This window comes from Rhodococcus sp. IEGM 1307, assembly GCF_030056915.1.
Taxonomy (GTDB): domain Bacteria; phylum Actinomycetota; class Actinomycetes; order Mycobacteriales; family Mycobacteriaceae; genus Rhodococcus_F; species Rhodococcus_F opacus_D.
The window spans coordinates 5339-24372 of the sequence record NZ_JASHKW010000040.1 but is presented as its reverse complement, the minus strand read 5'-3'; the positions used below and the strand labels follow the sequence as shown (position 1 = coordinate 24372).

Sequence of the window (19034 nt, the reverse complement as noted above, 5' to 3'; positions counted from 1 at the left end):
TGCTGTCGGTAACGATGGGGAGGTGTGTCGTTCTGCGCGGTGGGTTTGTGACGGATGATGCCCCAGCTAATAGTCGTGGCGGTAGCAGATTTGACCGCTGAGCGGCACCCACAGTTCGATCAGGTTGCAAAGTCGTAAGGGTTGTACTGCTTGTCAGGGTCGGGATCGATGGGCAGACCGATGGTTACACTGCGGTTGTGCGACGGCCTGATCCGACGGCCGCAAGGCCCGACCCAGCACAAAAGCGATCTCAGGTTCGATACGCGGCTACAAGAACAGATCGTGGCGATGGGCTGGTGCTCAAGATGGAACATGCTCGCCGTGAGGTGACCGGAGTCAGTCAGGTCGGGTGACCTGCTAATCACCTCCTGGTTAGGAGTTGGGTCGTTTCAAATGGTCTTCGGCCACTGGGACACCAGCTCGAAGATCCCCGTCTGGTAGACCGGATCGAGTTCGAACGATCCCTCCGGAGGGGGCGGGATCGACCTGCCCGGCTCGAAGATTCCTGTCTTTGAGCCCTCCAGGTGGCTTGCGTAGAGGGTTTCGATATCCCCGGCGAGGTCGTTGGAGTCGAACTCGCAGACCGCCATGTTCTGCGGCAGTGTGGTCGTAAGACGAGGGAGCTGCACGTTGCTCGGTCGATAGAAACTGCAGGCGGTGAGCCCTGGAGAGCACGTCATCTGCTTCAGATGCGGCTCCCACCAGCGGTTGACCTCTTCCTCCCTCTCGGGGGAGGTCGGCGAACCGAAAACCAGCATGATCTGCTTACGTGCCGGTGGCAACGGCGGTAGTCCATCGCCGGGAGATTCGTTCCCGTAGTCCTTGGGGTACTCGGAGTCGAGGTCGTAGACCGCCGACTGATAGTTGGGGTCGAGTGTGAAGACGCCCTCAGCGGGTGGACCGATCCTCCGAGTCAGACTGCTGGCCCACAGCGTCTTGAAATCCCCGGCAAGATCGTTGGAGTCGAACTCGTACAGCGCCATCGTCTGCGGCAGCGTGGTCGTGAGACGAGGGAGCTGCACACTACTGGGCTTGAATAGTTGCGCCGAGATGAGTCCGGGGAGAGTACACATCTCGATCAGATGGGGCTCGTACCATCGGCTGACCTCCTCTTCCTTGTCGGCACTAGTCGGCGACCCGAACACCAAATAAATTGTTTTAGCACTCAAGGCATGTCTCCTTCATCTATTGAAATAGCCGTTAATGCTGTGTCACAGCGAAGCGGGGCTAATTCGTTGTCCGTGAATAGGGCTGACCGCGAATGTCCCATGATGGGCCCTCCATTCCACCCTGAGTCGATTGCGGCTGATCCACACCGACCCACATCGTATTCAGCAGATTGGTGCCCAGGTTCTCGGATCCGTGCCATGACAACTCTTCTCTCACGTGCAGATAGTTTTCGACTGCCACGTCGGGTGGTGTACGGCGTATCAGCTACCTTGGACCGACTCCGACACCTGCACCATTGGCCGAAGTACCTACACCCATACCCGAAATTGGGTCTGGAGGTTTGGGTCTCGGCTTCGGGTTGCAACCGAGCATCCCGGAGCGCCAGGCTTCTCCCACAGATTCAGCTGCGTTTTACATCACACGACCGGCGATTGAACTCTGTCGCCCAGGCATGTCGCGGCACCAGCACAGATCGTGCGAGAGTTGCCGGGCCCTGCATTTCAGTCGCTGATTTCAAGGTGTAAACCATTGCCCTCTGGTATCTCGCCGAGTTCGATGATGTTGCCATCGGGGTCCTGCCCGTATACCGATGCGGTGTCACCCCATCGCACCGCAGAAGGATGGACGAACGTCATACCGAGCGCCGACAACCTTTCGTACTCCGCGTCGATGTCCGAGACGTCGACCATGAAGTGGGTGTACCCGAAGTCGTTCGCCTTCAGCGGCTTACGGGTCGTTCCGGGCGGCGACTTCCACTCGAACAATTCGATGAAGCAGTTGTGCGTCTTCATCATCACCACACGCGCTGCGGCGCCCGGTACCCCGACGACCAGGGCTGCTTCCGGCACTTCCGCGAGGTTCATCTCCTCACCGACGATCTCGAAGCCAAATGCCTTCTCATAGAAGGACTTCAATCGGTCCAGATCCTGAGTGTGGATGCCGATATGATGGATACCGCGAATCATGCTTTCCTCCTATGGTCGTCGCCGCGTCATCGAGTCACCACGCTGCCCGCGGCCTGCGCCGTAGACCTGGCCCTGACCGCCTCAATCACAGGGGCGGCCTCCTCTGGAGTCGATGTACGAAGCGACTGGTAGGTGATGCCCAGATCGGCACGGCGGGAAATGATCTGATCAACGACCTCCTCCAGACTGCCCACCAACATCTTGGGTGACTCGAATATCTGCTGGGGACTCAAGTTCGTGTGCGTCGCCGCCAGTTCGGCCAAGGCGGCATCGGTGTCGTCTGTGAGGATCACCGGTGCGCTGGTGCCGATCTCGAGCACCTCGGCGCGCTCACCGGCGTAATCACGCAGTCGATCCAGGTACGCCGCGGTGGCTTCCCGCTCCGGGATCACCTCGTACGGCTCCAATCCCTCGACCTTCGGCACCGGAGGGACGGAGGCGATCAGAAAGGTGTCGGCTTCCTCGGCCGCCAGCCTCAGCACCCGGTCAACGGTGCCCGCGACCGCCAGCCGCGGCCGCTCGACAAAGCCAGGAGTGATGCCCGGCTCAGACACTGTCTCCTTGATCGCCGCGACCGTCTCCCGCAACCGTCCGAACCGCTCGTCGCGGGTCTGGGGCATCAACCCGCGGGTGTCCGGCAGCGATATCCCGGATCCAAGCGCGACCTCCAGGCGACCATTGCTGATCCGGTCCAAGGTCGCCAGATCCCGGCAGACCGTTGCCGGGTTCCACAGCGCGGTGTTCAGCACGAACGGGCTCAGCCGGATCTTGCTGGTCGCCCGCGCTACCGCCGCAAGCGCGACCATCGGAGACAACGCAGTGGCGAAGTCGATGATCTGGAACACGTCGAATCCGGCGCGCTCGGCTCTGACCGCGTCGTCGACGAGCCCGTCGATGTCGAACGCGTTGCCGCTGAAGCCGAATCTAAAATCTTTCGTTGAGCTCACTAGAGCGCCCTTTCTCGTATCTTCACTACGCGCTGACCGGGACACCGGCATTGCGGGCCAGTTCGGCGGCGACGTCGACGATCATGTCCTCCTGGCCGCCGATAACACCGCGGTGGCCGAGTTCCAGCAGAATCTCGCGACTAGATACTCCGTACTTCTCGGCTGCCCGCTTGGCGAACAGGAAGAAGGTGGAGTAGACGCCTGCGTAGCCGATGGTCAGTGCGGTTGCGTCGATGACCTGCGGGCGTGGCATGAGTGGCGAGACGATGTCCTCGGCGACGTCGACCAGGTCGAAGAGGTCGACTCCGGTCTTGTGACCTTCGCGCTCCATGGCTGCGACGAGGACCTCTGTGGCGGCGTTGCCGGCGCTGGCACCCAGGCCACACAGCGAGCCGTCCACGTAGGTCGCGCCCGCGTCGATGGCCGCCAGCGTGTTACCGACGGCGAGTCCCAAATTGTTATGAGCATGGAAACCCACCTCGCACGAGACGCGGTCACGCATCGCCCTGACTCGCGCCGCCGCGCCCGACGGGGTCAGCGCGCCGGCCGAGTCCACCGTGTAGACGACCTGCGCGCCGTAGCTGTCCAGCAACGCGGCCTGCTCGGCCAGCACTGCGGGTTCGACCATGTGGCTCATCATCAAGAAGCAGAGGACTTCGAGGCCCCGCTCGCGCGCCCACCGGACCGATTGCTCCGCGCAGTCGGCCTCGGTGCAGTGCACCGCGATGCGCACCGCCTGCGCGCCGCACTCCTGCGCGACGGCGAGGTCGTTCAGCGTCGCGATTCCGGGAACATATAGCACGGCGATCCGCGCATCCTTGACCGCCTGTACGGCGGCGGTGATGTACTCCGCGTCGGAGTGCGCCGCGCGGCCCAGCTGCAGGGACGAGCCGCCCAGGCCGTCTCCGTGGGTGACCTCGATCAGCTTGACCCCGGATTGGTCGAGACCTGCGGCAATCGCCGAGACCTGACTGGTTGTGAACTGGTGCGAGAAGGAGTTGGCTCCATCACGCATAGTGGTATCTACGACGTGCACGTCCGTCATGCCGTCACCTCATTTCCGATCAGGGTGCGGGCCACCGCGTCGCCCACCCGGGCAGCCGCGGCGGTGATGATGTCTAGATTGCCTGCATATACCGGTAGAAAGTCGCCTGCGCCCTCAACCTCGAGCATCACGGTGACCTGATCGCCATCGACGTCGAAAAGCCGCAATCGGTAGCCGGGCACGTACTCCTGGACCTGGTCGATCATCTCCATGACGCTGGCCTCGATCCGGGCTGCGTCGACATCCTTGACCAGGGCATAGACCGTGTCACGCATCAGCATGGGCGGCTGAGCGGGGTTGATGACCGACAGGGCCTTGCCTCGATCGGCGCCGCCGGGGCTCTCCAGCGCCCGGGCAGTCTTCTCGGAGAACTCCGAGAGATTCTGGCGGGTCCCCGGACCTGCGCTGTCGCTGGCAATCGCCGCGACAATCTCGCCGTAGGTGACGTCGGCAACGCGATTGATCGCGTGCATGATGGGGATCGTCGCCTGCCCGGCGCACGACACCATGTTCATGTTGGGAGCACCGATGTGCTCGTGCAGGTTGACCGGCGGGACGACGTAGGGTCCGATCGAGGCGGGGGTCAGGTCGATCGCTTTGATCCCAGACTCTGCGTACCGGGGCGCTGCCGCGGCGTGGACCTTAGCCGAGGTGGCCTCGAAGACGATATCGGGCAACTCGGGACGTGACAGGAGCCAGTCGACACCTTCGGCCGAGGTCTCCAGGCCCATCGTGCGTGCGCGAGCCAGACCTTCGCTATCGGGGTCGATACCGACCAGATAGCGCGGCTCGACAAGCGCCGAGCGCTGGAGTTTATACAGCAGGTCGGTCCCGATGTTGCCTGAGCCGACGATCGCTGCAGTGATCTTGCGAGTCATGTAAACCTCAATGTGAGTGGCGGGTTGTTGGTGATTCGAAGCGTGATCTCGTCGCCCTGCGCGACGCTTGGGGCATGGCCCAAGGCTCCTGAGAGCACGATTGAGCCGGCCGGCAGGTGTTCTCCAAAGCTCGCCAGCTTGCGCGCCAACCAGGCCACAGCGCGTGCCGGATGGCCGAAGGATTCGACGCCGACGCCGGTCGACGCGACCTGGCCGTTTTGGTACAGCACCATGCCGAGCGTTCCGAGATCGGCGTAGCGCAGCGAACGCGACCATGGACCGAGCACGAATCCGCCGTAGGACGCATTGTCCGCGATCGTGTCGGCGATCGTCAGTCGCCAGTCCTGGATGCGTGAGTCGATGATCTCGATCGACACCGCGATTGCCTCGGTCGCCGCCAGCACGTGCTGAACAGTGGCACCCTCACCCACATCTGCGCCGAGTAGGAACGCCAGCTCGCCCTCGACGCGCGGAGCAATGAATGTTTGCGCGGGCGCCTCTGCCCGCCCACCTGCCGAGATGTACTGACGCGAGCCCCACAGTGATCCATAGTCAGGCTCGTCGACGTTGGCCTGAGCTCGGATTGCGGCGCTGGTCAGGCCGATCTTGCGACCCACTACGCGCTCTCCGTCGGCCACCCGTGCCGCGTTCCAGGCATGCTGAACGCCATACGCTTCCTCGCGGGTCAGACCGTCGGATTCCGACAGTGGTGGGACCGGCACGCCGGTCACCCACGCGTGCTCGAGGCGTTGCGCCAATATGCTCATGCTGCGCATCGCAGGTTCGCAGAGAGCATCGAGCCGAGCGGTCCTTCGAGCAGCAGCGTGCCCGGTGTGGCGGGGACGCTGTCTGCTGGAGAACCCAAGAGGACCGCATCACCGGCCTGCAGCCCCTCGACCTCGGAGGACAGCCAGGCGACTCGGGTCACCGGGTCACCCAGCTCCGCCGCAGATTCCGCGGCGACCAGTTCACCGTCCAGATACAGGCACAGCTCTCCGAGCAGCTCCAGCGGAAGCAGCTGATCACCGAGCAGGACGACTCCACTGCCGCCGATCAGTGACGACTCGGGACCCTCGGTCGTCGCGTCGAGTATGTCTACGGCCAGAAATAAACCGGTCACGGCACGGGCAACATCGCCCGGCAGCGCATCCGCAGGGAGGTCGGCCGCGAGTACCACCGCCACTTTCGGCTCCACACGCGGCTGTCTGAACGCCGCCAAGTCGACTAAGGGACCCTCGAAAAGGTTTTCCACAACACGTGTCGAGTTTTGTTCACGTAGCCGTACTGTCTTCATCGCTCTGATCTCCTGTCCTTCGTCCCATCACCTACCGAATGCCGCCCCAGCTAATCCGATAGTGAGGCCCAATCTTGTGGCGATGTGTCTCAGTTCGTCGGACGCACCTTCGGGCACCTCGTACCGCTCGGTGTCGATGATTTCGTCGAAGTGTTGGGCGACTTCTTCGGCGGTTGCAGGCACACCCAACTCAGGTGTCGTCCATCCGCTCGTGAGACCCAGGAACACACGGCCGAACCATCCGGCGCCCGCGGAGAGAGCCAAACCCGTCTGACTGCACGCCGAAGAGCAGAGGTACACCACGAGCGGACTGACGGCCTCGACCGACTTGTAGGGCGCGAGACTTTCGTCTGGCCCAGAGAACTTCGACTCCTTCAGGGAAGCGATCGGCTGTGCCGTCGATGTCATCGCTGAGCCCCCGGCTTGCGGCAGGATCGCGTTGACGAAAATCCCGTGTTCTTTGCCCTCGGCGGCAAGTGCCCGCGTCAATCCGATGATCCCGGCCTTCGCGGTTGCGTACTCGCTGTAGCCCTGTTCGGGATACACGCCACCGGCTGAGCTGGTCATCACGATCCGACCTCGACCTTGCTTTCGCATGAGTGCCCATGCCGGCTGAGTCACGCAGAAGGCCCCACTGAGATGCACTGCGAGCACAGCCTCGAAGTCCTCCAAGGACATGTCGGCGAAGTCTCCGGCGCGCACGTTGCCGGCGTTGTTGATCAGGATGTCGACGGTGCCGTACTGCTCGACCGCCTTCGCGACGATCGCCCTCCCCCCGTCGGCCGTCGACACCGTGTCAAGCGAGGCGACTGCCTTGCCTCCCGCCCGCTTGATCTCGTCAACAACAGCGTCGGCTGCATCGCCGTCGATGTCGTTGACAACTACTGCCGCTCCACGTCTAGCGAGTTCGATGCAGTAGCCACGACCAAGATTTCGGCCTCCGCCGGTGACGATCGCCACCTGCCCTTCGAAATCAAACTGTGACAAGGCAGGTCCCCGAATCTTGAGAGTGGTTGATGGAGGCCTGCCGGACCGACTCGGCTATATCGTCGGCGGTCAGGTCCGCGTACAACAGCGGCGGGATCTCCGAGATGGACTGGTGGATGTCCACCGCGATGATGTCTGTGCCTTTCTGGGTCAGTCGGATGACTTGGCGGAGAGCCGTGCCTGTGACGAATTCGACCTCGCCCGCGATTCGATTGCTCACTCGATCACCCCTTCGTACGTCGTTGCGTTGGCACCCGCCCTGTGCTTTGCCTCTCGGTGATCGCTGGGGCGATCGGTATTCACACCGCCCTGTGCTATTTCCCCATCGAGCTCGCGCCAGTGGTGGCATGCGACACGGAAGCGCCCGTCGCGGCACGACTCGATGGCCGGACGCTCGCGCACGCACACTTCCGTGCGATGTCGACAGCGCGGCGCGAAGGGACACCCAGTGTCCGGTATCGGTGTAGCGTCCACATCTTCCGGATCCTTGGCGCTCGACCCCATCGTGCGCTCGACGGTCGGATCGGGAATCGGCACCGCATCAAGCAGGGCGCGGGTATAGGGATGGAGGGGATGGAAGTAGAGCTCCTCGGCCGGTCCCTCCTCGACCACTTGCCCGCGGTAGAAGACGAGGATGCGATCGGAGATGTAGCGCACGACGTCGAGGTCGTGTGCGATGAACAGGTAGCTCAGGCGGAGGTCCTGCTGCAGCTCGCGTAGCAGGTTGAGTACCTGCGCCTGCACCGACAGGTCCAGGGCGGTGACCGCCTCGTCGCAGATGACGAGCCGGGGCTTGCCGACTAGCGCTCGGGCAATCGCGATCCGCTGGCGTTGGCCACCGGAAAAGTTTGAGGGGTACCGCGCGGCGGCACTGGGGGCCAATCCGACCCGCTCCAACATCTCCCCGACCCGTGTGTCCATCTCCTGGCGGGACAGGTCGCTCGTATGCAGCATCTCACGAAGCGTTTGTCCGATCGTCCGAGTCGGGTTGAGTGAGCTGTAAGGATCCTGGAAGACGACCCCCAGTTCTGCGCTCAGGTCTCGTCGCCGCCGTCTGGATGCCGCCGTGATGTCCTCGCCGAGCCACTCCACACTGCCTGCAGCGATCGGCGTCAGCCCGAGGATTGCCCTCCCCAACGTCGTCTTCCCAGATCCGGATTCCCCAACGATTCCGACTGTCTGCTGATTTTCGACGGTAATGCTGACGTCGTCGACTGCGCGCAGCAGTGCCTTGCGACGACCCCGGCTGAAGTGCACCGACAGATCCTGAACGGTCAGCAGAGGGCTGGCCGACGACTCGAATCTGGTCATATGCTCCTTCCTTGCCGACGACTCGATACTGGTCATGCGCTTTCTCCTTCGAGCATGAAGCTGTGGATACAACGCGCTTCCCGCCGCGTTCCGACTGACATGAGTGGGATGGCGCTTTCGCCGCACGCGGCGGTGGCATACGCGCAGCGGTCGTTGAACCGGCATCCGCTCGGCCACTGCCCAGGTGGCGGGACCGTTCCCGAAATTGCGGGGAGTGCCGCCGTAGAAGGCACCCCGTGCGGGTTCGCCATCAACAGACCCTTTGTGTACGGGTGCCGCGGCTCCTGGAACACCGGGATGATCGGTCCCTGTTCGATGACCTGACCGGCGTACAGAACGACGGCACGCTGGCACATCTCGGCGACCACGCCCCAGTCGTGCGTGATCAGTAGGATGGCCATGCCGCGATTCGCCTGAAGTTCTCGCAGTAGTCCGAGGATCTCGGCCTGCACGGTAACGTCAAGTGCCGTGGTCGGCTCATCGGCGATGACCAGCGAGGGGTCACCGGCGAGGGCGCGAGCGATCGCGACCCGTTGCGCCATACCGCCAGAGAGCTCGTGGGGATAGCTTGCGGCGACCGCCGCAGGGTCCGGCAGGTGGACCTGCGCCAACAGGTCCAGCACCCGGGACCGTGCCTCCGCTCGCGAGACGTGATGGTGACGACGCACGATCTCGGCCAGTTGCCACCCGATCCGTAAGGTCGGGTTGAAGCTCACCATGGGCTCCTGCGAGATGACCGCGATGTCCCGTCCTCGCACCTGATTGAGCTCGCTGTCAGACAGCGTGGTCAGGTCGCGCCCACCGAAGAAGATCGAGCCGGCCTCTACCTGGCCCGTGCCCGGCAGTAGTCCGACGATCGACATCGCCGTCGCGCTCTTGCCACAGCCGGACTCTCCTACGAGGCCAACCGTCTCCCCCGGAGCGATGTCGAAGTTCACGCCATCGACGACTCGCGTTTCCGCACCACCGTGGGACTGGAAGCCGACCTTCAGACCTCGAACAGTTAGCACTGCACCGGTGTCGACCGCGACTGTGCTGTCGCTGTCGGCGGCTGCAGCGACTGGAAGCCGGCGACGGCTGCGCAACGGTGCCGCCCAAGCCGCAGTGAGCGCGTCCCGGGAGACATCGCCGAGCAGGCCGAGTACAAGAACCGTCACCGTGATGAGCACACCGGGCGGCCAAATCAACCAGGGGCTCTGGATAATCATTTGCACACCGTCAGCCACCATGCCACCCCAACTCGGCTCTGGGGCCTTGACCAGGAGTCCGAGGAAGCACAGCCCGCATTGTGTAATCAACGAGAGACCAGCCAGCACCGATGTCTGGACGATGATCGCCCCCGACACCCGTGGGACCACGTGCCGGACGATGATGTATGGCCGGGAAAGCCCCGCAGCGCGGGCCGCCGCGATGTACAGCTCGCGCTCGATCGGGAGCACCGAGACGCGCACGACTCTCATCATTGCCGGCGAGACCAGCACCCCGAATGTCGTCATAGCCGCGACCATGCTGTACGGGAACACCGCCAGCACGAGCAGGACTACAACGATGCCTGGCAGCCCGAACAGGAGATCACTGACCCACGTGACCGCGCGGTCGACCCAGCCGCCGAAGTACCCGGCGGCAAGGCCGAGTGGGACGCCAACCGCCAGCACCACTAGCACCGCGATCCCTACACCGACCAGTGTGGTCCGAGTACCCACGAGCAGCCGATCCAGGACGTCGCGCCCGAGCTGGTCGGTGCCCAGGAGGTGGTCGAGACTCGGCGGCGAAAGAACCGCATCCAGCGAGCCCGCGTTTTGCTCGGCGATGTCCGGCAATGCAATCGGAGCGACGATCGCGATGCCCACGAGAACGAAGAGATACGCGATGCAGACCGCGGCCAGCTTGTGACGGAGCAGACGGCGAACGAAGCTAGGCGAGTCTGAGGACGCAGCTTTGTTGAGGGCCGTGGAGTCTACTTCTGCGATGCTCATGCCACCCTCACTCGTGGGTCGATCCAGATGTTCAGTAGGTCGGTTCCTAGGTTCACGATCACCACGATCGCCGTGAAGATCACGACGACGCCTTGAATCAGCGGGATGTCGTGCTGTGTGGCTGCCGTCACCGCCAGGCTCCCCAAACCGGGGATGGCGAACACGCTCTCCACGAACACAGCTCCGCCGAGCAGGCTGATGGTGATCCAGCCGGTGACAGCGGCTACGCGTAGCGCCGCACCTCGCAGGGCGTGACGGAAGATGATCGACGTCGACGAGATGCCACTCGTCCGTGCGGCGCGTATGTATTCGCTGCCCAGGGCTTCGAGCATGCCGTCCCTCGCTTGCTTGGCGATCGCGCCGATCCCGCCGATGGATAGTGCTAGAACGGGCAACACCAGCGACTGCAGCCATAGTCCGATCGACTCATCCGGGGCAACGTACCCGGTGCTTGGTAGCACGCCGAGGTTCACTGCGAAGATCGTGATCAGGGCCGCTGCGAGCCAGAACGGCGGCACCGCGAAGCCCAGCACTCCGAGAGCATCCACGAGGCGACCGGTCACGCCGCCACGGACAGCGCTGATCACGCCGAACAGCACACCGAGCACGAGACTCAGGATCATCGACAAGACCATCAATGAGAGTGTGACCCCAAGCCGCGTCTGGATGCTGTTCACGACGGGCTCGTTGGTCGTCAGGGAATCCCCGAGGTCGCCTTGCACCGCGTGAGTCAGCCACTGCCAGTACTGCGCGGGCACTGACTTGTCGAGGCCGAGTTCTACGCGTACCTGCAGGTACTGCTCTTCGGTTCCGCCGAGCCCCACAATTGCGCGCGCCTCGTCGCCAGGCGTCAACGAGATGAGCACGAAGCTCAGCGCCGATACGACCAGCAGCAGCACGATCGCGGTCGCCAGCCGCTTCAACACCAGCCCGGCTATCTGTGCATCGACCAGTGAGGCGACACGACGGACAGCTGCGGATGGTCGCGGCGGCACTATCACCACGCGGCCCCCAGAATTCTGTACCGTGCGGCCCCCGGACTCATGCGCATTTTTGGTCATCACGGTGCTCATGCCGGCTCACCTTTCACGTCTTTGATGTTTCGTTGAGTCATGGGTTCGGGGCTACTTGAACAAGATCACCAGCATCTTTAGAGGCCCCGTCAATGTCGGTCGGGTACCAACTGATCGGCAGCGAGGTGTTGTATCGCTGGTTCACCTCGACTCCGCCGATGCCGTTCGAGACGTAGTAGATGTTCGGGAACTCGACCAGCGGCACGGTGTACGCCTGGCTGGTGAACCGCTGCCACATCTGGTCCCAGTACTTGGTCGGATCCGCCGAGGAGGCGCCAAGAGAGTAGAGGCGGTCGATCTCCTTGTCGCCTCCGTAGAAGGCGATCGGAGAATCCGCTGACAGGTACAGCGGATAGGTGGCCGACGTGGTGTTGAACTGGTCAAGCGTCTGAATCGCTGCGGACTTGTAGTCCAAGGCGTCAGTCGAGAAGGACGCCTGATCGGGCAAGCACTGAATATTGAGATCGATGCCGACCACCTTCAGGTCTTGCGCGACGGCGCTCATTAGCGGCTCGCCGTAGTTTCCGAAGTAGCCCGAACAGATCACATTCATTGAGAAGCCGTCGGCGAAGCCTGCCTGCGCCAGCAACTGCTTGGCCTTGGCCGGGTCGTAGTCGTAGTGGAAGTCGGCTGAGTCGCCCTTGGCGTTGGCGGTGACGAAACCCCATTCCGGGACGCCGAACTCGCCGAAGAGCGCCTTGGCGATCGACTCGCGGTCGATCGCGTAGTTGATCGCTTGCCGAACCTCCACCTTCTGTAGCGCAGGTGCTCCTACGTCGTGCTTCAGGTCTAGCGACAAGAAGAACATTCCTTGTGGCGCGGACTGGACCTGCAGACCCGCCGACTTAGCGGCGGTCGCAGTCGAGGTGTCCCCGAGGGCGACCTGGTACTGCCCGGACTGCTGCGCCTGCAACCGTGTACTTGCGTTGGGAATGACCTTAATATCGACCTGCTCGAAGCGGATCGCCGGCTTGTCGTAATAGTTCGGATTCGGTTTGTAGGTGTAATGATCACCGCTCAGCGACTGAGATGAATCGATCTGGTACTGGCCGGCACCGTAGGACGCCGTGTTCAACAGGCTCGGGTCGGCGACCGCCTTCGGACTGACGACGAAGCCGGCATTGTCTCCCTCATCGGACAGAGCCACCGGGAGGTCTGGGTTGGGTGACGTCATTTCAATCTTCACCGAGAGCGGGCTAGTCGCGGTGAAAGTAGGATTGGCTCCGAAGTTGCCGACAAACGGCCCTTTGCTCTCGACGAAATATTTGAGCCACCCCACTACGCTCTCTGCGGTGAGCGGAGTGCCATCAGAGAACTTGACGTCCGGCCGCAACGTGAACTCGAACTCCTGGTTTGGTGTGGTTCCAGAGTTGTCGTAGTGCCACGTGGTGGCCAACTGCGGCTCGATATCGCCGGTGGGCGTCTGATGGAAGAGTGCCGCATAGGAAAGGGAAAGTTGGATTGCGATGAACTGCCGTGATCCAGTTGCCAGAGCCGGGTTGAGGGAGTTCGGAGCACTGTTGAGGGCAATCTTCAGCGTGGTGATCTTCTCATAAGCACCGCTGCTCGAACCGCATGCTGATATCGCAACTAGCAGCGCGGCCAGAAGGATGGCAGTACAAGCAACCGATAGTCGCCGCGACCCTCTGCTCAGCCTTTCACCGACAGACGTCGTGTCTGCTGACAACTGTTTAGCGTTCATTACAATATCCCGCTTCCAATGCTCGGAGTCCGTCGGTGGTCACAACGATGTTTCCCGGTCGAATATCGTTCTAATTAAACGGTTTCTTTCCCTGTCGACCGCGCTCCGATGCGTGGTTGGGTCTAACCGTGAGGACGTAAGGCCGCAGTCAGGGCGGACGCAGCGCATATGCCTGTTCGAGTCACTCTACGAACCATGCACAACTGTTGACAGATCCAATTGTTAGGCCTTCTGCTGTCCACTCGACACTTGGAAGTTATCTATAGGACACATTGATGAAATCCTCTCCCCTTCGCCCAGGCGACCTATACAGGTCAGTCATGTTGGCGCACATACGTTCCCAGCCAGAACGGGTCCGACAAAACCCTTTTCCCCAACCGGAACTAAAACGATTCCGTTTACTTGACGTCCGAACGTTTCGGTCCGGACGCAATCAGGGCAGTCAAATCCGTTGCCTTGTTGGAGTTTTACGAACCTTCAGCTGTCAGGTGATGCAACGGTGTCTGTATGGAGTGAACGGTTATCTCGCGGGGCTGGCGTGTGACTCAACTTCGTGCGGGCCAGCTCGGCGAGCGCCGTTGTCGTTGCTGAGGGTTGCTCAGCGCTGATGATGTAGTTCAACCGCCGATAAAAAGTTTCGAGAGTGATACCGAACCGTACGAGGACCTCTTCGGCAGGGGGTCCGCCGAACGGGAGCCATTGCTGTGCAATGTTTTTCATGGCGTCCGGGTATGGGGTCATCGGTTCTTTCCTTGCTTGTGGAGTACTCAAGGAGGTCTTCTTTTCCTTGTGTGACCTGTTGCACTTCCACACTGTGGTGGAACAAAATGACACATGCAACCGAATCGTTCCGATCAGCGGGAAGATCCCCGCCAGTCAGTGCCGCAGACAGGCGCAGTCGAGCGCGTGTCGGCGATACTCGAGGCACTCAGGCGGGCAGACGGAGGGCTCGGTGTATCCGAACTATCACGCCGCACGGGCATCTCGAAGTCCAGTGTTCATCGCCTCGTACAGGACATGTCGGCCCACCGACTACTCGAAAACGCCGGCCAAACATACCAATTGGGACTGCGATTGTTCGAACTCGGCCAGCACGTACCGCGGCAGCGTGACCTGCGGGAAGCGGCAAAGCCGTACATGAACGATCTGCGGGAAGCGACCGGATACTCGGTGCATCTGGCCGTTCTTGATGGCGATTCGGTGGTGTATCTCGACGTCTTGCGCAGTCCTGCTGCCCCGCCCTTACCGATTCAGATGGGAGGTCGGTGGCCCGCCCATGGCACCGGTATCGGCAAAGCCATCCTCGCCTACTCCTCAGATGGGATCGTCAACGATATTCTGGCGGGTGGACTGGCGCGGATCAGTAGACGCACCATCGACACCCCAGGGAGGTTCATCAAAGAACTGTCCCGGATCCGCGAACGGGGTGTGTCCTTCGACCTCGAAGAATCCCGAGCGGGGGTGGTATGCGCGGCGGCGCCGGTCTTTGACACCAACGGTGAGGTGGTTGGAGGGCTCTCGGTTTCGGGGTGGCATAACAAGATCAACCTTGACCAAGCTGCTGCGGCAGTACGTACCGCCGCCTTGGCGCTGTCTCGAGAGCTTGGTCGAGCTAACTGACCTCAGCCGGCACAGCGCAGCCGGAATCAAAACTCCGGTGGTCATGGAGTGCGATCCCCAGGTGGGGCCGCTCACGCAGCCTTTAGGTCCAATAGGGATCGTGCCGCTGATCGGGACGAAAAGCTGGACGGTGCGTGAACTGGTGCACATAGTGCAGTCGTTCACATAGCTGTCGAAGGAGGTTCTGTGGCTGCCAGGCAGACTGTTCAGAAGACCCGGCCCGGTTCTCGATTGTTCACCATCGGCCGCCCCGGAGTAGGGCGTGCCGGAGGTGACTAGTGAGATCGGTGTCCCACCGTAGAGCGCGCGCTCTACGGTCACAGCGTGCGCAGTGGTATGCGTGAGAAACCCGCCAACGGAAGCTCCTGACGCATCCGCGTGGCAGTCCTGGTCCCCTTCCCCCCTGATTTCGTCAGAGCTGAGCCCGATTTGGAGAGTCATGATCGTCATTACAGCCAAGTTCCTCGTCAAACCCGAGGACGCCGACTTCTGGCCGGTCATCGCCGCTGACTTCACCGCCGCGACTCAGGCCGAACCCGGCTGCCTCTGGTATCAGTGGTCGCGCAGCCTCGACAACCCGAACGAGTATGTGCTCATCGAGGCGTTCCGCGACGACGATGCCGGCGCTGCGCACGTCCAGTCGGCGCATTTCAAGGCGGCGCAGGAAAAATTGCCGCCGCATCTCGTGGCAACCCCACTCATCATCAACACGACTGTGTCTGGCGAGACGTGGTCGGAGCTAGGAGAATTCGCTGTCCACGACTAACGCGAATGACGTCGCAAGTGGTTGGTTTCTTAGACACTCCGCGCTAGGCCTGGCGGTATTTCCGACCTGTGTCGGCAATAGAACCCTTAAGTTTGGAGAGAGGTAGTTAATGACGATTCGAGTTATACAGTGGGCGACGGGTGCAGTCGGTAGCACGACGCTCAAGGCGATCATCGAGCACCCGGATCTTGAGCTGGTCGGAGTGTGGGTGCACACGCCGGAGAAGGTTGGAAAGGACGCCGGTGAGTTGGCCGGGGGGCTGCCGCCGACGGGTGTGCTGGCGACGAACGATCGTGATGCGCTCATCGCGCTCGATGCGGACGTCGTGGTGCACTGCCCGGCTGGGCAGGGGCCGATCGAAGAGCGCGACCGAGACGTTTTCGACTTGCTCAGATCTGGGAAGAACGTGGTCTCGTCGACCGGGCCGTACTTTGTTCCTGAGCTACGGAGCCCGGAGTACGCTCAGCGTATCGAGGACGCGTGCCGCGAGGGCGGGACGACTTTGATGTCCGCTGGAGCCAACCCGGATGTGGTAGTGCCTTGGTTGGGTGCAGCGCTGACGCGCATGTCCCTTGACGTCGACCACATCTACCTGGCGGAGATAGACGATTTTTCGCCCAACCCAAACCTGAACATGATGGTCGAGCTCTTGGGATTGGGTAAGCCCGCGGACGAGTTCGAGCCTTGGATGGAGGAGGGCGGGTACTTCCAGCAGAGCGTGGCGGAATGGCTGCATCTGTTGGCCAGGAACATCGGCGTGGAACTGGACAAGGTCGAGGGTAGCTTCGAGCTGTTCCTTGCAACACGGGACTTCGAGATCCCTGTCGGGAAGATCAATAAGGGAACCGTGTGCGGCGCGGCTTTCAAGTGGTCGGCAGCGCGTTTCGGTGAGACCAGGCCGTTCATGGACTTCGAGTTCATATACACCGTTCAGCGAGATCACCCCGACTTCCCCGGGCTCCCCCTCGAAGTTCGTCTCGTCGTGGAGATCGAAGGGTCGCCGTCATCGCGGACGACCGTCGACCTAGCGCCCTCGCTCGATCCGAACGCAGCTGTGCCCGGGGCGTCCCTCGCCTCGGGTGTGTTCCAGACTGCTGGGGCCAGCGTGTTCAACTGCATCCCAGTCGTGCTCGAGGCCCCGCCCGGGCTGTTCACGATGCCGGTACCCGGAGCGTGGCAGTCTCGCTCCACGAAGTGATTCGTTGAGTCTTTCTGTCTCGAACATACGGTCTCAACGAGAGAGGCTTCCGATGAAGAACTCGACTGGAGTCGTCGACGATACGGGCATGCTCGCCGCCTTGTTGCCCGACGGGATGGTGGTCACCGATCCCGATATCCTCGCCGCCTACCGACAGGATCGCGCGCAGGACCCGGACGCCGGGACTGCGCTGGCACTCATCCGGCCGACAACCACCGAGCAGGTGCAAACAGTCGTGCGATGGTGCGCCCAACACAGGATCCCTGTCATCACCCGAGGTGCGGGGACCAGTCTCTCGGGCGGATCGACCGCGGTCAACGGTGCGGTGGTGCTGTCCACGGAGAAGATGCGAGAGCTGACTGTCGACACGACGACGAGGACTGCGGTAGCCCAACCGGGGCTGTTCAATGCCGAGGTGAAGGCGGCCGCCTCCGCGAACGGGCTCTGGTATCCGCCGGACCCGTCGTCCTTCGAAATCAGCTCCATCGGTGGGAACGTCGCCACCAACGCGGGTGGCCTGTGCTGCGTGAAGTATGGCGTGACCACAGACTATGTGCTCGGTCTCGAGGTCGTGCTCGCAGACGGTCGCGCCATCCGGCTCGGTGGCAAGCAGATGAAGGACTCGGCCGGGCTCCCCCTGACGAAGCTCTTCGTCGGCAGTGAGGGAGTTCTCGGCATCATCACTGAGGTGACACTGCGACTACTGCCGCCGCAGGCACCCGCATCCACCGTGGTGGGCACCTTCACCTCGGTGAATGACGCCTGTCGGGCCGTCCTGTCCATCACCTCGCAGATCCGACCGGCGATGCTGGAGTTGATGGACTCCGTCTCGATCAACGCGGTCGAGGACATGCTGCGGATGGGACTCGACCGTGACGCCGGCGCATTGCTCGTCGCCCAATCGGATGCACCCGGCCCGGCCGCCGCCGCCGAGGTCGCGATCATCCGGGAGGCGTTCGAGACGTACGGTGCGAGCGAGGTCTTCGACACCGATGACCCGCAGGAGGGTGAGGCGTTCACCGCCGCCCGTCGAGCCGCGGTCCCGGCCGTCGAGAAGATCGGGTCACTGCTCCTGGAGGATGTCGGCGTCCCGTTGCCCCAGCTGCCGACGCTCATCGACGGTGTCGCTGCGATCGCCGCCGACAACCGGCTCATGATCTCGGTGATCGCGCACGCCGGCGACGGCAACACTCATCCGCTGATCGTTTTCGATCCGTCTGACACCGATGAAGCTGCTCGCGCACAGGTGGCGTTCGGGCAGATTATGGATCTAGCAATCTTTCTGGGCGGCACCATCACCGGAGAGCATGGGGTCGGTCGGTTGAAGAAGGGCTGGCTGCCCGATCAAATCGGTTCCGACGTCATGGAGCTCACTGCGACCATCAAGAACGCGCTCGACCCGCACGGACTGCTCAACCCTGGTGTGATCCTAGAAATGTAAGCACGTGAACCAATGTGACGGGATTGATGTTGTGGTCGATCCGGCCGGAGTGTCGGTTTTTGACCCCGCATACGTGAGGCCGATTTAGCCGGTCATAGCAACGTCGTGATTATGGAGGTATGTCGAGGGCTGCGGTGGACTCGAACCGACGTCCGTTTTGGACAATAAATGCGTATGACCGTGCGCAACCTCCGGCTGTATGTAATCAGACCCTCTTGAGGTACGGTTTATATCGAACGTACGCGAGATCTGGAGGGCCAATGTCGAATAGTAGTTCTGAAGACGGTGTTGAGGTCACTCTCGACGTGGCCCTCAAGGCGCTCGCGAATCCGGTCCGTCGTCAGGTCGTGACGGCGTTGCTGCAGACGCCCGGCAATCAAGTGTCGTCGTGCGCCGCGTTCAACGTGACGGTCAGCAGGTCGACGCTGACTCAACATTTGCGTGTGCTACATGAGTCCGGGATCGTGGAGACGATCGACCACGGAAACCGTGTTTTCGTAGCGTTGCGATCCGCCGAGATCGAGCAACGGCTTCCCGGCCTGCTCGACGTTCTGCGCCACGCGGGCTGAACAACCGGCCGAACTGCCACCGCCGAGTTCCCGCCTTCCTGCTCGACGTTCTGCGCCACGCGGGCTGAACAACCGGCCGAACTGCCACCGCC

General features: G+C 62.2%; 18 protein-coding genes and 1 pseudogene. 5 read left to right on the top strand and 14 right to left on the bottom strand.

The window, feature by feature from the left end:
* Window positions 1–195 precede the first annotated feature (195 nt).
* The 14 genes and pseudogenes from QM841_RS43705 to QM841_RS41445 form a co-directional block, all read right to left on the bottom strand.
* Window positions 196–338 (bottom strand): annotated as a pseudogene (locus QM841_RS43705) (2-keto-4-pentenoate hydratase); the annotation flags it as partial.
* Between the two features lie 51 nt (window positions 339–389).
* Complete coding sequence (locus tag QM841_RS41505) at window positions 390–1022, bottom strand: hypothetical protein (protein WP_283336574.1); 633 nt, start codon at window positions 1020–1022, stop codon at window positions 390–392.
* 648 nt (window positions 1023–1670) lie between these two features.
* A complete protein-coding gene (locus QM841_RS41500) occupies window positions 1671–2135 on the bottom strand; it encodes a VOC family protein (protein ID WP_283336572.1) in 465 nt (154 codons plus the stop codon).
* Window positions 2136–2161: 26 nt separating this feature from the next.
* On the bottom strand, window positions 2162–3133 hold the full coding sequence (locus tag QM841_RS41495; protein ID WP_105423548.1) for an LLM class flavin-dependent oxidoreductase: 972 nt from the start codon (window positions 3131–3133) through the stop codon (window positions 2162–2164).
* Window positions 3108–4127, bottom strand: a complete 1020-nt coding sequence (gene dmpG / locus QM841_RS41490; RefSeq protein WP_105423546.1) for a 4-hydroxy-2-oxovalerate aldolase — start codon at window positions 4125–4127, stop codon at window positions 3108–3110. Before dmpG ends, QM841_RS41495 begins: the two co-directional genes overlap by 26 nt.
* On the bottom strand, window positions 4124–5005 hold the full coding sequence (locus tag QM841_RS41485) for an acetaldehyde dehydrogenase (acetylating) (protein WP_283336571.1): 882 nt from the start codon (window positions 5003–5005) through the stop codon (window positions 4124–4126). Before QM841_RS41485 ends, dmpG begins: the two co-directional genes overlap by 4 nt.
* Window positions 5002–5772: a 2-keto-4-pentenoate hydratase gene (locus QM841_RS41480; RefSeq protein WP_283336570.1), complete on the bottom strand. Its 771-nt coding sequence runs from the start codon at window positions 5770–5772 to the stop codon at window positions 5002–5004. Before QM841_RS41480 ends, QM841_RS41485 begins: the two co-directional genes overlap by 4 nt.
* Window positions 5769–6299: a hypothetical protein gene (locus QM841_RS41475; protein ID WP_283336569.1), complete on the bottom strand. Its 531-nt coding sequence runs from the start codon at window positions 6297–6299 to the stop codon at window positions 5769–5771. The genes QM841_RS41480 and QM841_RS41475 overlap by 4 nt, the downstream gene beginning before the upstream one ends.
* A 27-nt stretch (window positions 6300–6326) precedes the next feature.
* Window positions 6327–7259: an SDR family NAD(P)-dependent oxidoreductase gene (locus QM841_RS41470; protein ID WP_241962368.1), complete on the bottom strand. Its 933-nt coding sequence runs from the start codon at window positions 7257–7259 to the stop codon at window positions 6327–6329.
* 13 nt (window positions 7260–7272) lie between these two features.
* Window positions 7273–7506, bottom strand: a complete 234-nt coding sequence (locus tag QM841_RS41465) for a hypothetical protein (RefSeq protein WP_105423536.1) — start codon at window positions 7504–7506, stop codon at window positions 7273–7275.
* Entirely contained in the window at window positions 7503–8633 is a 1131-nt protein-coding gene (locus tag QM841_RS41460) for an ABC transporter ATP-binding protein (protein ID WP_198602307.1), read from the bottom strand. Before QM841_RS41460 ends, QM841_RS41465 begins: the two co-directional genes overlap by 4 nt.
* The gene (locus QM841_RS41455; RefSeq protein ID WP_105423534.1) at window positions 8630–10573 is read right to left on the bottom strand and encodes a dipeptide/oligopeptide/nickel ABC transporter permease/ATP-binding protein; all 1944 of its coding nucleotides are present in this window, start codon (window positions 10571–10573) and stop codon (window positions 8630–8632) included. Before QM841_RS41455 ends, QM841_RS41460 begins: the two co-directional genes overlap by 4 nt.
* Window positions 10570–11499: an ABC transporter permease gene (locus tag QM841_RS41450; RefSeq protein WP_283336568.1), complete on the bottom strand. Its 930-nt coding sequence runs from the start codon at window positions 11497–11499 to the stop codon at window positions 10570–10572. The genes QM841_RS41455 and QM841_RS41450 overlap by 4 nt, the downstream gene beginning before the upstream one ends.
* 184 nt (window positions 11500–11683) lie before the next feature.
* Complete coding sequence (locus QM841_RS41445) at window positions 11684–13348, bottom strand: ABC transporter substrate-binding protein (RefSeq protein WP_283336567.1); 1665 nt, start codon at window positions 13346–13348, stop codon at window positions 11684–11686.
* An 834-nt stretch (window positions 13349–14182) separates the two neighbouring features.
* On the opposite strand from QM841_RS41445, the gene QM841_RS41440 reads away from it, so the two are divergent.
* The 5 genes from QM841_RS41440 to QM841_RS41420 all read left to right on the top strand — a co-directional run bounded on the left by QM841_RS41440 (window position 14183) and on the right by QM841_RS41420 (window position 18942).
* The gene (locus tag QM841_RS41440; protein WP_283336566.1) at window positions 14183–14968 is read left to right on the top strand and encodes an IclR family transcriptional regulator; all 786 of its coding nucleotides are present in this window, start codon (window positions 14183–14185) and stop codon (window positions 14966–14968) included.
* Between the two features lie 439 nt (window positions 14969–15407).
* On the top strand, window positions 15408–15734 hold the full coding sequence (locus QM841_RS41435; protein WP_283336565.1) for a putative quinol monooxygenase: 327 nt from the start codon (window positions 15408–15410) through the stop codon (window positions 15732–15734).
* 109 nt (window positions 15735–15843) lie between these two features.
* Window positions 15844–16932 (top strand): NAD(P)H-dependent amine dehydrogenase family protein, encoded by a 1089-nt coding sequence (locus tag QM841_RS41430; protein WP_283336563.1) that lies wholly within the window; start codon window positions 15844–15846, stop codon window positions 16930–16932.
* A gap of 52 nt (window positions 16933–16984) precedes the next feature.
* Window positions 16985–18373: an FAD-binding oxidoreductase gene (locus QM841_RS41425; protein WP_283336560.1), complete on the top strand. Its 1389-nt coding sequence runs from the start codon at window positions 16985–16987 to the stop codon at window positions 18371–18373.
* 260 nt (window positions 18374–18633) lie between these two features.
* Complete coding sequence (locus QM841_RS41420; protein WP_105423961.1) at window positions 18634–18942, top strand: ArsR/SmtB family transcription factor; 309 nt, start codon at window positions 18634–18636, stop codon at window positions 18940–18942.
* The last annotated feature ends 92 nt before the right edge of the window (window positions 18943–19034 follow it).

Bases quoted from the DNA above. Each gene is read 5' to 3' on its own strand.
- QM841_RS41460 (WP_198602307.1), bottom strand. From the start codon at position 8,633: ATGACCAGTATCGAGTCGTCGGCAAGGAAGGAGCATATGACCAGATTC.
- QM841_RS41500 (WP_283336572.1), bottom strand. From the start codon at position 2,135: ATGATTCGCGGTATCCATCATATCGGCATCCACACTCAGGATCTGGAC.
- QM841_RS41425 (WP_283336560.1), top strand. From the start codon at position 16,985: ATGAAGAACTCGACTGGAGTCGTCGACGATACGGGCATGCTCGCCGCC.
- QM841_RS41475 (WP_283336569.1), bottom strand. From the start codon at position 6,299: ATGAAGACAGTACGGCTACGTGAACAAAACTCGACACGTGTTGTGGAA.
- QM841_RS41440 (WP_283336566.1), top strand. From the start codon at position 14,183: ATGCAACCGAATCGTTCCGATCAGCGGGAAGATCCCCGCCAGTCAGTG.
- QM841_RS41445 (WP_283336567.1), bottom strand. From the start codon at position 13,348: ATGAACGCTAAACAGTTGTCAGCAGACACGACGTCTGTCGGTGAAAGG.
- QM841_RS41435 (WP_283336565.1), top strand. From the start codon at position 15,408: ATGATCGTCATTACAGCCAAGTTCCTCGTCAAACCCGAGGACGCCGAC.
- QM841_RS41485 (WP_283336571.1), bottom strand. From the start codon at position 5,005: ATGACTCGCAAGATCACTGCAGCGATCGTCGGCTCAGGCAACATCGGG.
- QM841_RS41430 (WP_283336563.1), top strand. From the start codon at position 15,844: ATGACGATTCGAGTTATACAGTGGGCGACGGGTGCAGTCGGTAGCACG.
- QM841_RS41495 (WP_105423548.1), bottom strand. From the start codon at position 3,133: ATGCCGGTGTCCCGGTCAGCGCGTAGTGAAGATACGAGAAAGGGCGCT.
- dmpG (WP_105423546.1), bottom strand. From the start codon at position 4,127: ATGACGGACGTGCACGTCGTAGATACCACTATGCGTGATGGAGCCAAC.
- QM841_RS41480 (WP_283336570.1), bottom strand. From the start codon at position 5,772: ATGAGCATATTGGCGCAACGCCTCGAGCACGCGTGGGTGACCGGCGTG.
- QM841_RS41420 (WP_105423961.1), top strand. From the start codon at position 18,634: ATGTCGAATAGTAGTTCTGAAGACGGTGTTGAGGTCACTCTCGACGTG.
- QM841_RS41455 (WP_105423534.1), bottom strand. From the start codon at position 10,573: ATGAGCATCGCAGAAGTAGACTCCACGGCCCTCAACAAAGCTGCGTCC.